Here is a 16,757-nt window from a genome sequence, read left to right on the forward strand (position 1 = left end):
CGTTTTAGGATTGGTTCTTTTTACCCATCAAAAGAAAGGAGAAAATGATGAGTAGTTCTTTTTTAAGAACGAATATTTTTGTAGTTTGTTGATGATAAATGAAGAATTTATAGGGGACGAGGATTGCATGAAAGAATCTGTGGTTTTACTATAGAGAGCTCTAAAATAAAGCGTAGAAAATTACACATATGCATATAGTTAATTTTTTAATAAATCACTTATTTATTATATAAAATGGTATAATATAGTAGGTTATTTTAATTGGTGAATAAATAACTCGTGAAATTACTTAGTACAGGTTTAAACTATAATCAAAGAATGAGGCCATTATATGAATAAAAAAACAGATATACTCGATGCTTGGATTACTATTGAACAATTATCAGAAGGTTCAATTAAAAAAAATGATCAACAATTAAGACCCTTTGATCAACGAATGGACAATGAGTTTGAAGGGCAATTTATAGAATTTATAACTATACAAAAAAAGAAAACAAATGCGAAAAAAGATGTCGGACTCGTATTTTATTTTGATATTTTCAACTTTCAAGAAATTATTAATATTTTACGGAAAAAATATAAAATTTTGGCGACGGAAGAAGAAACAAATAGCTCAGAAAAATTTACATTTGCCCTTTATTTTGACGAGGAATTAAATTTTATTTCTGAAAAATTATTTTTTACAATAAGTGGTTATATTCGTTATAAAAATGAATTGCCTAAAGATTTTTTCAAGGCAGAAGAGAGTTTACGAGATGATTTAACTAAACAGTTTGAAGATAAAGAGTTTAATACGGTGATGATAGATTTATTAAAACAATACAACGTTTCATTAGATAATTGTCGCTATGGTTTTATAAAGGATTTGGAAAATACCGATGTCAATTTACATTCGTTTTTTATTGACGATTTACAAAAAGCAAAAAAAATCAATACTGGAAATATGGAACGCTATTTAACAGAATACTCAGAAAATCGCCAAAATTTGGATAGCAAAAGCGACTCGCAAAATTTCAATCCGCTTCTTTTTCAAGAAATCTTGCAACCTAAATACTATCCTTTAGGTAGATTTCCAACCAATCCAGACTATTCTCTTTCATTCATGCAAGAAGTAACCGTTAATCTCGCTTTAAATGAAAAGAACACGATTCGTAGTGTCAATGGTCCGCCTGGCACAGGAAAAACCACATTGCTCAAAGATATTTTTGCAGAGCTAGTGGTGCAGCAGGCAGCAGATATTTGCAACCTTTCAGATAAAAAAATAAAAGGAAGTTTGGTATATTGGGAAAAAGCGAAGCTTGGTATTTTGCCATTCCAAATAGCAGAAAAGAACAGTATTGTTGCAAGTTCCAATAATGGTGCGGTACAAAATATTGTCAATGAATTGCCTCAAATCGAAGCAATTCCTGAAGAATTTCGAGAAAAATTACTAGAAGCAGACTACTTTAAAACGATTGCTAATTTAGAGCAAGAACCGAATAAGAAAAACAATACTGAATTACAGGATGACGTCAATTGGGGAACTTTTTCTCTTGAAGGAGGAGCAAAAGCAAATATCACGAAGCTGTTGTCAAAAATTACAAGTATTGAAAACTATTTAAAGAAAGAGTATCAATCAGATGCAAGCGTTTATCAAGAATTTTCAAAATTATACAACGAAGTTTTTAATGAGCGGAATAACGTTCAAAAATACTATGAACAAATGAAGCATGCTCAAGAATTAAAAATAAAATATAAGCAAGAATCAAAGAGTTATTCAAACGAGAAAAATCAGAATCAAAATAGATTAAATAAATTCATTCAACAGTCAAAACTGCAGTCTGATTCCCTAAACGAAGAAAAACAAAAATGGGAAACAATACTAGATGATGTTCAGTTGGAAATAAATAATTTGTCACAAGAATCCAATCAATTGCAAAGAAATTATGAGGTCATCAAATCGCAACAACCTTCTTTTTTTGGATTAAAAAAATTGTTTCATTCAGCAAAAGTCAGCGAGTACTTTGAAAGGTTAAACGAAGCCAATGAGAAATTAAATGAAAATGAAAAAGAGAAAAGTTCGCTATCCTCAACTAAAATTAAAGCCAAATTGGAACTTAAAAAAGCGTGGAAGGATAGCGAGCAGCTTAAAAAACAAGTGAAACAAGAAACAGCCAAATTTAATCACTGGTCAAGTACACAAGAACAAAACCTCAATGAGTTAGTACACAAAATAAATTCAATCATGGAACAAAAAGGACAAAGTAAGATAGAAGAACTAGATTTTTCAAAATCATATGAAGACCTTCAAAAATCAAACCCATGGTTTACAAAAAAGTATCGCATCAAACAATCGGAATTATTTATTTTATCCTTAAAGGTTAGAAAGCAATTTCTATATGAAAATAGCAAACATTTAGCTACGGCTAAGAATATTTGGAAACGTCAACCTGAATATAGCTCCAAACAAAACGGTGAGAAGTTACTAATAGAGTCTTGGCACTGGATCAATTTTGTCATCCCAATCATCAGTACAACATTTGCTAGCTTTGGTCGAATGTTTCAGCACATTCCTGAAAACACAATTGGGAACTTATTTATCGATGAAGCGGGTCAAGCATTGCCACAAGCAAGTATTGGCGCGATTTTTAGAAGTAAAAAAATTATGGTGGTAGGCGACCCTTCACAGATTAAACCGGTTTTAACCTTAGACTCCAATGTCTTAAATCTTTTAGGTCAAAACTATCAAGTCAACGAAACATTTGTTTCTAGCGAGGCCTCTACTCAAACACTTGTGGATGCCACCAGTCAATATGGGTTTCAAAAAAATGAAGACGAATGGATTGGAATTCCACTCTGGGTGCATCGACGTTCAAATTACCCAATGTTCACTATTTCAAATGAACTCTCATATGGAGGTTTAATGGTTCAAGGTAAGCCAGCAGATAGCGCACAAGGACAATCAGAGTGGTTTGATATTTCTGGTAAGGCGAATGATAAATTTGTAACAGAACAAGCAAATTTCCTGAAAACGAAAATAATGGAGCGATTAGAAGAAAACCCAGACTTGGCTGGCGAAATCTATGTTATTTCACCATTTAAACATGTGGCATATAAATTAGCTACAGCATTAGATAGCATAGGCTTTACAAAACGCGAAGGAAGAAAAGTGGTAAATGTTGGCACTGTTCACACCTTTCAAGGCAAGGAAGCCAAAATAGTTTATTTTGTTCTTGGAGCAGATAAAAGTAGCCAAGGTGCTGCTAGCTGGGCAGTATCTGATTCCAATATGATGAATGTAGCAGCTACCCGAGCAAAAGAAGAATTTTATATTATAGGAGATAAGACCTTATACGCATCTCTTGGAAGTGAGGTTGCGAATCAAACGATTTCCATTATCGAGGACTACAATCGAAAAACTAGATAAATACATGCATTTGAAATGTAATTCTTAAAAATTACAAAAACCATTGACTTAATATCCTCTTATGTTATTCTATAGTTACAAATAAATGTAATTTCAAAAAATTACAGAAAGGAGAAGGAGTAGTGAAGCTAAAAAAGCTAGTAGAACTCAATGTTGGCCAAAATGTGTCGCGAATGAAGGATCAAGAAGACCTTGCGTCAATGATGTATACAAACAGTGATTTATTGAATGACCTACACGAAAATCAAGCAATCATGCCTGTCTCCTCTAAAATCCAAAGAAGCGAAAAACATTCCATCGTTGCTGGAGACGTGTTATATAGCTTTATCAGTTCTACAGCCGGAATTGCTAGCCAAGCAAGTGAAGGAAAACGATTCAACCAAAATTTTGCTCGACTCACCATAACGTCTGAAGAACTAGATCCAAAGTATTTATGCTACGTGCTAAATGAATCTTCAAAGGTCACGAAACAAATGGCTATTTTAATGCAAGGAAGCGTCGTGCCAAAAATGACACCCGCAATCTTGCGGGAACTAAACATTCAGTTTCCAACTTTAAAAAAACAGTCTCTAATTGGCGATTCTTACTTTAATTTGAATAGGCAGCACTATTTAGCTAAACTAGAACTAGCCCTACAGAAAAAAGTACATTTGGAACTATTAAAAAAACTAGATCAATAATTGAAAAGAGGAATTTAACAATGGGTGCAGAACTTAATCAACGACTATTCAGTGCAGCGGACAACCTTCGCAGTAAAATGGATGCTTCAGAATACAAAAATTACTTACTAGGATTGATTTTCTATAAGTATTTATCAGATAAATTACTTCAAAAAGTTGTAGAACTAGCGGGAGAATCCCAAACAGAATACGATACGCCAAACAAGCAAGCAGAATTATACAAAGAACTCTTATCTGATTCAGAAACGAAAGCAGATTTAGTTGCTACCTTAGTAGACACATTAGGTTACGATATCGAGCATGACTTTTTATTCAATGTCTTAGCAAATCAAGCCAAACAAAATACCTTCCAATTAAACGACTTAAACAAAGCCTTTATTCAATTATCCAGTAAGTACGAACAATTTAACGGCTTATTTGAAGACGTGGATTTACAATCGAGAAAATTAGGTTCAGACAGCCAACAGCGTAACGTAACGATTACAGAAGTATTGAAAAAATTAAACGACGTGGATGTGCTAGGGCATGAAGGGGACGTGATTGGCGATGCCTACGAATTTTTAATCAGTCAATTTGCTTCCGAAGCAGGAAAAAAAGCTGGTGAATTTTACACGCCTCATATGGTTTCAGATATGATGGCGCAAATCGTAACCCTTGGACAAGAAGACAAGCAACTTTTCAGTGTCTTTGATCCAACAATGGGTTCAGGCTCCCTAATGTTAAACGTTCGTAATTATCTAAACAATCCTGACAATGTTAAATACCACGGGCAAGAATTAAATACCACTACCTTCAATTTAGCGAAAATGAATTTAATTTTGCATGGCGTTGATGCTGAAGATATGCACGTTCGCAATGGGGATACTCTAAACAAAGATTGGCCAACAGACGAGCCATATACCTTTGATTCAGTGATTATGAATCCTCCTTACTCTGCTAAATGGTCTGCCGACGATACCTTTTTAGACGACTCACGCTTCAATCGCTATGGCAAATTAGCTCCAAAATCAAAAGCCGATTTTGCCTTTCTATTACATGGCTTTTACCATTTAAAAGACACGGGGACTATGGCAATTGTCTTGCCACATGGCGTCTTATTCCGCGGAGCAGCAGAAGGCGTTATTAGAAAGAAATTACTAGAAGACGGCAGTATTTACGCTATTATTGGCATGCCAGCTAACCTGTTCTTTGGAACCTCTATTCCAACCACCGTAATTATTTTGAAAAAAAATCGGACAACGCGGGATGTCTTATTTATTGATGCCAGCAACGACTTTATTAAAGAAAAAAATCAAAATAAACTAACGCCAGACAACATTCAAAAAATTGTGTCTACCTATAAAGAAAGAAGCAACATTGAAAAATACGCACATTTAGCCAGTTTTGATGAAATCAAAGAAAACGACTACAACCTGAATATTCCTCGCTATGTGGATACCTTTGAAGAAGAAGAAGTAATTGATATGGCAGCGATTGGGGCAGAAATTAAAGAAATCCGTCAAGAAAAACGTAACTTAGAAAAGGAATTATTTGAAACCATTTCTTCACTACAATTTAGTTCAGAAGATACAGAATGGATAAACGGTGCATTAGAGGTGTTTGATTATGAAGAAGAATAAAGTGCCAGAAATACGTTTTTCAGGATTTACGGACGATTGGGAACTGCGTAAGTTAGGTGAATACGTAATTATTAAGTCAGGTTGGTCACCTTCAAATTTTGAAGTAACTGATGAAATGGGTAGCCTATTTATCAAGGTTGATGACTTGAATTACTCAAAACGTATCCAATCAGACTCAATTCTGAAAGTAAATATTCATCCCAAATATAAAAAACTGAAAAAGGGCAGTACTTTATTTCCTAAACGTGGTGCTGCTATTATGACTAATAAGGTGCGCATTCTGGGCGATGATGGCTATATGGACACGAATATGATGGCTCTTGAACCAAATGGGATTGATTCTGAATTTCTTTATACGTTTATTGCTAGAACAGGTTTGTATAAAATTGCGGATACCTCAACAATTCCCCAAATCAATAATAAACATATCGAACCATATGAAATAAGTCTTCCAAAATTAAAAGAACAAATCGAAATCGGTTCTTTTTTCAAAAAACTAGACAACACTATCGCTCTTCATCAACGTGAGTTAGAGATACTAAAAAATACCAAGAAAGCATTCTTGCAAAAAATGTTTCCGAAAGAGGGCGAAAAAGTCCCAGAAGTTCGTTTTCCAGGATTTATGGATGATTGGGAACTGCGTAAGTTAGAATATTTAGGAAAAGTTACTACTGGTAAAGCATTTAGTAGCACAGACTTTGATGAAAATGGAGAGTATTTGATTATTACAAATAAGGATATTTCTGATAGTTCAAGATCACAAAATACTGTTACTGATCGAATTAACACTTATGATAATAAAGTAATTAGTAAATATAATCTTAGTGGCGAGAATTTATTAGTCACAATGGATGGTGTAAATCTTGGTAAGACAGCAAAGTACAGTAACAATAAAGCGCTACTAGCTCAAAGAGTGGGACGAATTCAATCAGAACAGATTGAGTTTGTTTACCAAGTAACTGCAAACCAAGCATTTTTATCGACGATGAGAACATTATCAGTTGGAAATGCCATCAAGCATATTTCTTTGAAACAGATTGCAGATTATAAGAGTCTTGTTCCAAACAACAAAGATGAACAAGCACAGATTGGTAATTTTTTCAAAAAACTAGATAACACTATCGCTCTCCATCAACGCGAGTTAACAATCCTACAAAACACCAAAAAAGCATTCTTACAAAAAATGTTCGTCTAGGAGGCGGAATACATGCCTAAAATGGCACATCGTGATGAGGCAGAAGTTGAAGCGCATCTAATCGAAGTTCTTGGGGAAGGCCATAATCAATGGACGTATTGCCCTGAGTTAACCTCAGAAGAAGACCTTTGGCAAAACTTACGTCAAAAAATTGTTCAAAACAATCAATCGGAAATTGGCGAAACGCCTTTAACCGATAACGAATTTAAAAACATTCAAACAGAGCTATTAGTAAGAACACAAACGCCTTTTGAAGCTGCTAAATGGCTAAAAGGAGAAAATGGCATTGCTCGTATTACGATTGAGCGGGAAGATCCTTCATTAGGGTCGATTTCCTTGATTTTATATTCCAATCAAGATATTGGGGGTGGTATTTCTACCTATGAAGTCGTGCATCAAATTGCGAAGAAACGAAGCAGTGCCGAAGGAAGAGACCGTCGTTTTGACGTGACCTTATTAATCAACGGCTTACCAATCGTTCAAATCGAACTAAAACAAGTAACTGCAAAAGATGGCTATTTTCAAGCGTTTAATCAAATTAAAAAATATGCAGAAGAAGGCATGTTCCGTAACAATATTTTTTCAACCCTTCAGTTATTTGTGGTATCAAATGAACAAACGACTCGTTATTTTGCGAATGCCATGCCAAAAGACTTTCATAGTAAGTTGCTTTTTAGCTGGCGTACTAAAGACAATCGTAAAGTAGAAAATCTTTATGAGTTTTGCAAGCAAGTGCTAAACATTCCAGATGCGCATCGCTTGATTGCCAATTATACAATCGTCAGCGAAGATCAAGACAATAAAACCTTAATGGTCTTACATCCCTACCAAGTACATGCCATTGAAGCGCTATTTACTGCGGCCAATAAGCATCAATCTGGCTATGTCTGGCATGCAACAGGTTCTGGAAAAACCCTGACAAGCTTTGTTTCAACGAAACTATTGGCAAGGAAATCTGGGATTGACCGGACGATTATGTTAGTGGATCGCAAAGATTTAGATAGCCAAACTACGAGTGAATTTACAAAGTTTGCCTCTGAATTTAACACTGGACTTTCAACCGGAGATGCGAAATCTAATAGTTTAATTGTTGGAACAGGAAATGCTGAGGAACTAAGCGAAACCCTTCTTGCAGAAGCCAATTCCAATGTGGTTATTATCACCACACGTCAAAAGTTAGACGCAGCCTTACAGCAGGCTAAAAAGCAAGAAGAGAAAAAGGGAACCAACCGATTTAAAAAATTAGTCGGACAGCATATTGTCTTTGTAGTGGATGAGTGTCACCGAGCATTAGGTGCTGAAAATATGCAAGAAATAAAAGAGGTTTTTCCAAATTCCACCTGGTTTGGCTTTACAGGAACGCCGATTTTTGAAGAAAACAAGAAACAACTTAAGGGAGAACTTGCCCGAACGACGTATGATCAATATGGCGAAGTCTTGCATACGTATACGATCAAAAATGCGTTAGAAGATGGCGCTGTTTTAGGATTTCAAGTTGAGCACGAAGACACGATTGCACTTATTTCTATCGAGAATAAAATTCATCATCAACTTAAACAAGTTGAAAAGTATGCAGCCTATTCATCAGAGCAAATTAATAAAATCATTGATCAAATGGAGCCAATCAAAAAGGAAACGTACATTGACGCAAGCGTCTACGAGAGTGAGGAGCATATTCAAAAAGTCTTGCGAAAAATCTTCCGCCCTGACAATGCTTATATGAAGTTTAATTTTGAAAATGGACGTCCACAAAAATCAGCCATTTTAACTACCAGCTCCATTACAATGGCAAAACGTTATTATCAAGCAATCAAAGAAATGACAAAAGACCCCAATTGGTTGAAAAATGAATTTCCAAATCATCCAGTTCGAGAAGGTCGTACAATGGAAGATCCAGATTTCCCAAGAATAGCGATTACGTATTCATTGGATGAAAACACAGAAAATGCTGCTGAACAACAAGATGAAATGCAGGGGATTATCCAAGCGTACAATGGGTATTATGGAACCGCTTGGTCATTAGCAGACATTCAGCGCTACAACGGCGATATCAACAATCGACTGGCCCGTAAACGAGCAGAGTTCAAGCAATTTGGCCGTCAAGTGGATTTAGTCATTGTAGTCGATCGTTTATTAACAGGATTTGATGCACCAACAATCCAAACCTTATTTGTTGATCGTAATTTAGAGTATGCAGGACTAATCCAAGCCTTTTCTCGTACCAACCGCACGTATCCTGAGAAAAAGAAAGGGCTAATCGTCACTTTCCGGAAACCACATACAATGGAAAAAAATGTAGCCGATGCAACGAAGCTTTATTCGGAAGCAAAAGAAGAATCAGGATTAGTTTATCCAACTTATCAAGAGTCTAAAAAACGATTGAATAAAGCCTATCAAGCAATTCAAGAGTTTGTTTTTGTAGGAAAAGAAGTAGACGAGCATACGGCATTAGAAGCGAGAATTGACTATGTGAAAGCCTTCCAAGAGTTGAGCAATGCTTATGAAGCTTTAGTAACCTATGATGATTATAACGATGATATGGAGCAATCCACCGACTTACAAGCACAAGTTCATCTGTTAGAAGAGCAAGTGGGCATTTACAATACGGTTAAAGGATCTCTTGTTGAAAAAGAGGAAGCCATTTCTGGTGAAGAAGTTGATTTTTCAGGCATTGAATTTTATGGAGACAACAGCATTAAGCTGTACGACATCGATTCAACATATATCGATCAACTACTAGGCACCTATTTTGCAAATAGCCCAGACATTCGCGAAGAAATCGAGAAGGCGTTACAGAAATTAAATAAAACCGAGTGTGTAAAATCTGTTTATCGAGAAATTTTAAATGCAATGGATAATGAAAAAATCGCAACAAACGAAGATATCTTTGTAGTAAAACGACAATTCTTTACCCAAGCGCGTGATCAAGCAATCCAAAATTTTGCAGATGAATGGTTTGTTTCAGAAAGAGAGCTTCACTCCTCTGCTGTTCAATACATGCTGGGATCTGACCAAATTCCCAATCTTAAAAGAATTATCAGCAGTCAGAATTACGAAGGCTACAAAAAGGTCCATCCAGATGCAAAACCATTCAAGTATGCCCAATTAATCAAACGTGCTTGGCATGAAGTGTTAGATGGATTGGTTATCCCATTAGATGATGAATTAAGATAAGCAGAAAGGAGTTTATATGAATACAGATTGGCAACAATTAAAGCAATCAGCAAATGGCATTCCTCAATACGATTCTTTGATTCCATATATTCTTGAAGTTTTAAAAAATGGAGAAGAAGCAACGAGTAGCGTTATTAAAGAACGGGTTATTCGTTTTTTACAAATACCAGAGTCTATTTTGGCAATTAAATATCCTAATGACCTCAATGGTAATGGCATTTTATTAAACAGATATAGTTTTGCACTTAGTGATCTCTATAAAGCGAATGCCATTGATCGACCAAAGCGGGGCATTTATAAAATTACTGAAATAGGTCAATCTTTATTGCAACAATATGGTAGTGAGTTGACAAAGAAAAATTTAGAGGAACAACCTGCCTACCAACAATATATGCAAGAACTAGCTATTCGAAATGAGCGTGCAGGAAACCTTCCTACTATCGATGAAAACGAGCCAAAAGAAATAAACGTTGAAAGTATAATAAATAATCAAAACAACGAAGTAGCGATTGAACTGCTAAATAAAGTACAGCAAGTAGCACCAGCTTTTTTTGAAATAATCGTAGTCGATTTACTTGTTGCGATGGGATACAGTGGTGAAAATGGTGAAGCAAAAGTTACTACTCGAACAAATGACGGGGGAATAGATGGTATTATCAATCAGGATCCTCTTGGCACGAGCACTGTTTACATCCAAGCGAAAAGATACAAAGAAGAAAATACAATTGGAAGACCTGCAATTCAATCTTTTTATGGTGCTTTAGCAGCAGTAAATGCGGATCGAGGCGTATTTATTACTACTTCAAGTTTTTCAAAAGGCGCTCAAGATTTTGCGAAAAATCAAGGGATTGTATTGATTGATGGAATAAAACTGACTGAATTAATGCTTCAATATGGGGTAGGCATAGAGATAGCCAAAACCTATCAGCTGTATAGAATAGATAATGATTATTTTGAGAGCGAAATTTAATAAGCAATTTTTCATTGACTAGTATAATCCAATACTAGTCAATTTTTTTAAGTATTTACATAGCCATTTGTTCTAGTTTAAAGAATAAAACATAAAAAACCACCTGATGGAGAGTCAGGTGGCAAAAAAGGAGTTATCATGGCTGTAGATTTTTAAATCGCACAGACATGATGTCATTACACTTTGGAGGAGTTGTAATGAAAAAATGAAAATAAAAAAGTTAGTTTGGTTGTTTGCTGTGTCAGTAAACTTATTACTCTTTTAGTATACTGAGAAAGTATGAAGAAAGTGTGCCGAAAGGACGAAATAAATGGGGTCAATCAGTGATGAAAAAATGAAGAGACGCTACTTTAACATGCCATAAATCAAAAATGTAGTAAATGTGAACAAATAACATTTTGTTATTTTATTATATGAGCTAAAATCCTCTTTTTATACTTTAAGTGCATTGATTTTCTATTTTTAAATGATAAAATTGTTCTAAATGGGAAGTTGAAAGGATTCATTTAGTTTACTTTAAACATATAAAAACTGTATATCGTGTTATTTATTTTTTGAGTTTAAAGTTAAATCAACAACTGAGAGATCTTATCAAAAAACGAACGCCTGTTGACCCATTTAAGTGAATAACTAAAAATGCCAACGCAGCAAAAATAGGGACGAAAAGAAGGAGAGGATTATAAATGAAAAAGAAAAAAATAGGCTTGTTCATGCTTGCCTTATTAATCACACAAACCTTGAGTTCTTCTGTCAGCGCTTTCGCTGTAACAACAAGCGAAGAGACTACGGAAGCAGCAGTTAGTAGTGAAAAAGAGGACAGTACAAAAACTAAAAATAACCAAACTGAAACAACTTTGCCAAAAGACGAAAAGGCACAAGAAGTTCCTGCTTTAAGTGAAGAAAAAACAGTAGAAACGCCAATTAAGGAAGAAGCTGTTCCGACAACTAAAGCAGAGACGCCAAATACAAAAGCAGTCATTACAGATGAGATTTTATCAACTATGACGATTACAGATATGAATGGTGTTGAATACAGCCAACAAGCGACTAATCGTATCTTAAATTCATCCCCTGTAACGGCAAAACTAAAATTTGTAGTGGAAGATAAAGATTACTTACCAGGATCTGTGTACACAATGAATTTGCCAGCACAACTTGGTTATTCTGACGCTAGTGGTGAGGTTGGCGGAGTTGGCGCGGCTTGGTCAGTAGATGCAGCAAGTAAAACCGTCAGTATCACATTTAACCAACGAGTGAGAGATACGGAATTTACATTAAACTTGAAAAGCTACATTGCTACGGAGAATAATCCTTTAGTAACCGTAGACACACCTGGACAAACGAAAAATCAATACAAATTTGACTTGTACGAAGAAGTCGATCCCATTAAATACACTGAAAATGAATATACATTTGGTTTGCAAGGCGATATTTACTATAATTTAAATCGAACACTTTCAGGAAATCAAACGCTAGAATTAACAATGGCTGAAACGCCAGAAGCACTATTTGGTAAAGAAGATAAACAATTCGATGTAAATTCTTATGACGTAGATGTTAATGGAACCATTCTACCAGAAACGAAACAAAAGTTAACAAACGGTACAGACTACATCCTATCTGAAGATACAGTGACAAAAACAGCCATTACAGTTCCAACAATGAACCAGCAAAAAGCCTATGTTGTTTCAATTAATCGTACACTTTCTTTAGAAAGTGCATCAGCGTATGATTACTTTCTTTCTCAACAATACCCTACTACAAAAGTTGGGAGTGTGACCTTATTAAAAACAACGGCTGTCAATAAGGCCATAGAGTTTACTGCTAAAACAAGTCAAAGTCAAAAAATGATTAACCAGAAAAACTTCTCTCAAGTTCATGGAGCAAGCTTTCAAAGCAAAGGAAATTATTATTTAACGATTTATGGCAATGCATCCCAAACGAAAAAAGGGGAAAAGATTGTTGTTAATAGTAAAAATGGTCAAGAAATTCAAGAGTATAAACTCAATGCGAGAAATGCAGAAAATCAAAGTGTTCTCATAACGGACTATTTTGACGTTAGCAAAGAAGGAAGCAAAGTAATTTTAACGGCAACAAAAGACAGCAACTTACAAATTTCTATGGACAACGTTAAAATGCAGTTAGAAGAAAAAGATATAGAATTAGCAGTGAGTACTCCCGTGATTGGCATGGATAAAGAATTTATTTTGATTTCTGATAAATACATTCAACCAATTTCAGTTCTTAACCCAAACAATGCTGAAACAGCTTGGGGGAATTACGATCGAAATGGAGCTTACTTTAATCGTACATCAGTCAATGTAGAAGGCAGTCGCGAGGCACCAATTGAAAATGTAATCATTAATGTGAAAAATCCGAATTATTTAACCTTGAGAGAAGTCACGACGGTTTCTTCTTATAAATTAAATAAAGATTACACTGTAACCAATACGGCAGATGGTGCTGTTATTAAATTCACGACACCAATTACCAATTCAATCACAATCCCGATTGGGTTTAACTATGTGCCAGATAGTTTGGCAAAAAACAAAAGCATTCCCGTTGATACCATTCCAATCACGATGAGTGCAGATGGATATGAGCAACTTGATGCAACCGTCACAACTGGGAGTAAGCAAGGCTCAGAACGTACATTACAAGCAAGTGGAAACCAATTTTTAGTGAACGCTCGAAACGATTCCTTTGACTCACTAGTTGTTTTAACGAAAGTACCACAAGGAGCAGATGTAATTTTTGATATCTACGATGTCTCAAATGATATGGTGGACTCTATTTATCCTCAATATTGGGATCGCGGTCAGTACTTTGATAAACCAATGAACAAAAGCAGTGTAGGTTACCCGACCATTACATTTGACGAAGCAACGAATAGTTATCAATTTGATTTTGGAAAAACATCGAAACGTTACATTATTGAATACAAGCTGGCAAACGGTTGGGTTGATGTAAGCCCAATTAGAGTGACCGGGACGACAGCAGAACCTTTGTATAACAATCAAGAAATGTCTGCTACCGCTTCTGTTAGCAATGAAGCAGTAGCGATTTTATCCGCTAGCCAAACAGAGCATGCAACGCTTAAAAATGTGACAAGTAATAGTATGACGACAAAAAATATTGACGATAAAACCCGGAAAGTCATCAATCCAGTATTTGATATCGCAATTAAAGGAGTCACAAATGGCGGAATTGATTTAAATTCAATTGTAATTGATGGGGTACCAAAAGATGCGTATACCGTTAAACAAACGGCAACAGGTGTGAAAATTAGTTTTAACGATTACACACTGACTGAAAACATCACGATTCAGTACAACACCGTTTCAGAAAACCCAGGACGTATTTACTCAGAAACAACGATTAGTTCTGATAGTTTAGATTTAATGAAAGCCGAGCGCAAAACAGTTGCTAGCAATGTAGTTGTATTGAAATTCTCAGATGGAGAAGCAGAAGGAATTGTTTATCTTGGCAAAGTACAGTTCCATACAGTTGATGCAGCAGATAAAACACTTAATATCCCCAATGTTCATTTTGAACTTGTGGATAATCTTAGTGGAGCTACGAGTGAATTTGTGACAGACAGCAAAGGTGCATACAACATTGACGCAATTATGTCAGGTGAGTATACGCTACGTGTAACCGAAGTTCCGAAAGGCTATGTTATTTCTGAAGAGTATCTAACAGGAAAAGGAATTAAATTAACGAAGGGTAGTAATCTAGTTGAAATTCCATTTAACGTAGATTTAACAAGTGTGAAAGCTAAGGATTCTACTATTTTTGTAGGAGATCATTGGCAGCCAGGTGATAATTTTGTTTCAGCAACAGCTGTAGATGGACAATCGGTTGATGTTGATAAACTAACTGTGGAAGGAACAGTTGATACAAATAATGCTGGTAAATATGATGTGGTTTACAAAAACCAATCAGCAACAGCCAAAGCGACCATTACAGTAGTAGAAAAACAAGAAACGCTTGAAGTGAAAAAAAATTCTACCTTATATGTAGGCGATCATTGGCAAGCAGAGGACAACTTTATTTCAGCAACCGATCAAGCTGGGAACGCTCTTGGGATTAACGATTTAACCGTTACAGGATCGGTAGATACAAGCAAAGCGGGAGTTTATCAAGTGACTTACAGTCATGGCAGCCAATCACAAACGGCTACAATCATTGTAAAAGCGGATCAATCAAGTGTAGTTGTGAAAGATTCTACTTTATATGTAGGCGATTCATGGAAAGCCGAGGATAATTTTATTTCAGCAACTGATCGTGAAGGGCAACCGATTTCCTTTGATAAAGTAAACGTAACCGGCGTTGCCGATCCAACTGTTAAAGGGAGATATGAAGTTTCTTACACGATTGACACAGAAGATTTTCCAATAGAAAGTAGCCTTACACGAGTACTTCAAGTAAAAAACAAGCAATTAACAAACGTTGCTACGATTACAGTTCTTGAAAAAGAAGTGCCGGTTAAACCAGAAGAACCAAAAGAACCAATTAAGCCGATTGAACCAGAAAAACCCGCTTCTGGAAATCAAGGAAATACCGAAAAGAATCAAGTCCACATTTCTAAACCTAAGCAAACTCAATCAGAAACCAACTTCCCACAAACTGGGGAAAAGAAAAGTAACTATCTAGTAATTATTGGTGTGTTGATTGTAGTTGTAGCACTAGGTGGAATTATTTTAGTCAGAAGATCAAAAAGAGAAGAAAACAAGTAAGTAAAATAAAGAAACCCAATAAGAAGTTCAATTAATCCTTGAACTTCTTATTGGGTTTTTTAGATTTAAAGAAGAGTATCTTTTAAGACCACTTCTTGGTAATGCAGATAAAGTTCTTCAATAGAGGCACTCATCAAAAGAGGTTCTGCTTTTTTTATTTGTTCTGGCGTCCAATCAAACCATCTAATTTCTAATAACTGTTGGATTTCCTTTTCAGAAAATCTTTCTTTAATAATGCGTGCAGGATTCCCACCTACAATAGTGTAAGGAGGAATATCCTTCGTAACAATTGATCCAGCAGCGATAATAGCGCCTTCCCCAATAGTTACTCCAGGCATAATCATAGCATTCATCCCAATCCAAGCATCGCTTTTTATAAGGGTATCGCCTTTAGGTGCGTAAGAATCCATGATCTGATTTTTAAAGGGATAGACGGTAATCCAATCAGGATGATGATTGTGATTTCCTCCCATTAAAATGGTGACACCTGCAGCAATACAGACATAATTTCCAATGATAAGTTTATCCAGCGTCCAACCAAATTCTTCAATTGGATTAAATAAATTTTTTGTTTTTTTATCGCCCCAAAGATAACGGACACAGCCATCCTCAAAATCTTGATTGGCGTAATAGCCGGAATAATAAGAACCATTTCCGACTTCAATCAGGGGGTTTGTTACGATATCCTTCAAAAGTTTGGTTTCTGACCAGTTGTTAAATTGTTTCATAATGTTTTTCCTCGCTTCTAAGTTAGTCTTGCGTATAAACCTAGAAGCTGAATGCCGTAGCGACATTTTTTAATTTTTTTAACCGACGAATCATGAAAATGCCTCCCTTTTACTTGAGATTATTCTAACATAAACGAAAAAAAGTTAATAGGTAAGCTGTATAATAAAATAACATAATACGACTTTTATTTATGCTGTAATTGGACAATACACTAAGGGGAAATAGAATTAGTGTATCAAATTAAC

Annotated in this window: 8 protein-coding genes; 7 read left to right on the forward strand and 1 reads right to left on the reverse strand. The window is 35.5% G+C overall.

The annotated features are described in order from the left end of the window. The first annotated feature begins 331 nt into the window (after positions 1-331). The 7 genes from CDIMF43_RS02280 to CDIMF43_RS02310 all read left to right on the forward strand — a co-directional run bounded on the left by CDIMF43_RS02280 (position 332) and on the right by CDIMF43_RS02310 (position 15,783). On the forward strand, positions 332-3,406 hold the full coding sequence (locus CDIMF43_RS02280; RefSeq protein ID WP_109841082.1) for an AAA domain-containing protein: 3,075 nt from the start codon (positions 332-334) through the stop codon (positions 3,404-3,406). A gap of 122 nt (positions 3,407-3,528) precedes the next feature. After that, the gene (locus CDIMF43_RS02285) at positions 3,529-4,086 is read left to right on the forward strand and encodes a restriction endonuclease subunit S (RefSeq protein WP_162532898.1); all 558 of its coding nucleotides are present in this window, start codon (positions 3,529-3,531) and stop codon (positions 4,084-4,086) included. A 20-nt stretch (positions 4,087-4,106) separates the two neighbouring features. Then, positions 4,107-5,705: a type I restriction-modification system subunit M gene (locus CDIMF43_RS02290; RefSeq protein ID WP_109841084.1), complete on the forward strand. Its 1,599-nt coding sequence runs from the start codon at positions 4,107-4,109 to the stop codon at positions 5,703-5,705. Further along, entirely contained in the window at positions 5,692-6,900 is a 1,209-nt protein-coding gene (locus tag CDIMF43_RS02295) for a restriction endonuclease subunit S (protein WP_109841085.1), read from the forward strand. Before CDIMF43_RS02290 ends, CDIMF43_RS02295 begins: the two co-directional genes overlap by 14 nt. 12 nt (positions 6,901-6,912) lie before the next feature. Then, positions 6,913-10,074, forward strand: coding sequence for a type I restriction endonuclease subunit R (locus CDIMF43_RS02300; RefSeq protein ID WP_109841086.1), 3,162 nt, complete (start codon positions 6,913-6,915; stop codon positions 10,072-10,074). A 16-nt stretch (positions 10,075-10,090) separates the two neighbouring features. Then, positions 10,091-11,044: a restriction endonuclease gene (locus CDIMF43_RS02305; protein WP_109841087.1), complete on the forward strand. Its 954-nt coding sequence runs from the start codon at positions 10,091-10,093 to the stop codon at positions 11,042-11,044. A 683-nt stretch (positions 11,045-11,727) separates the two neighbouring features. Next, positions 11,728-15,783, forward strand: a complete 4,056-nt coding sequence (locus tag CDIMF43_RS02310; RefSeq protein WP_109841088.1) for a bacterial Ig-like domain-containing protein — start codon at positions 11,728-11,730, stop codon at positions 15,781-15,783. 65 nt (positions 15,784-15,848) lie between these two features. Here the strand turns inward: CDIMF43_RS02310 and CDIMF43_RS02315 are convergent, their stop codons facing one another. Then, a complete protein-coding gene (locus CDIMF43_RS02315) occupies positions 15,849-16,511 on the reverse strand; it encodes a CatB-related O-acetyltransferase (RefSeq protein ID WP_109841089.1) in 663 nt (220 codons plus the stop codon). Between the last annotated feature and the right edge of the window lie 246 nt (positions 16,512-16,757).

The organism is Carnobacterium divergens (genome assembly GCF_900258435.1).
Taxonomy (GTDB): Bacteria; Bacillota; Bacilli; order Lactobacillales; family Carnobacteriaceae; genus Carnobacterium; species Carnobacterium divergens_A.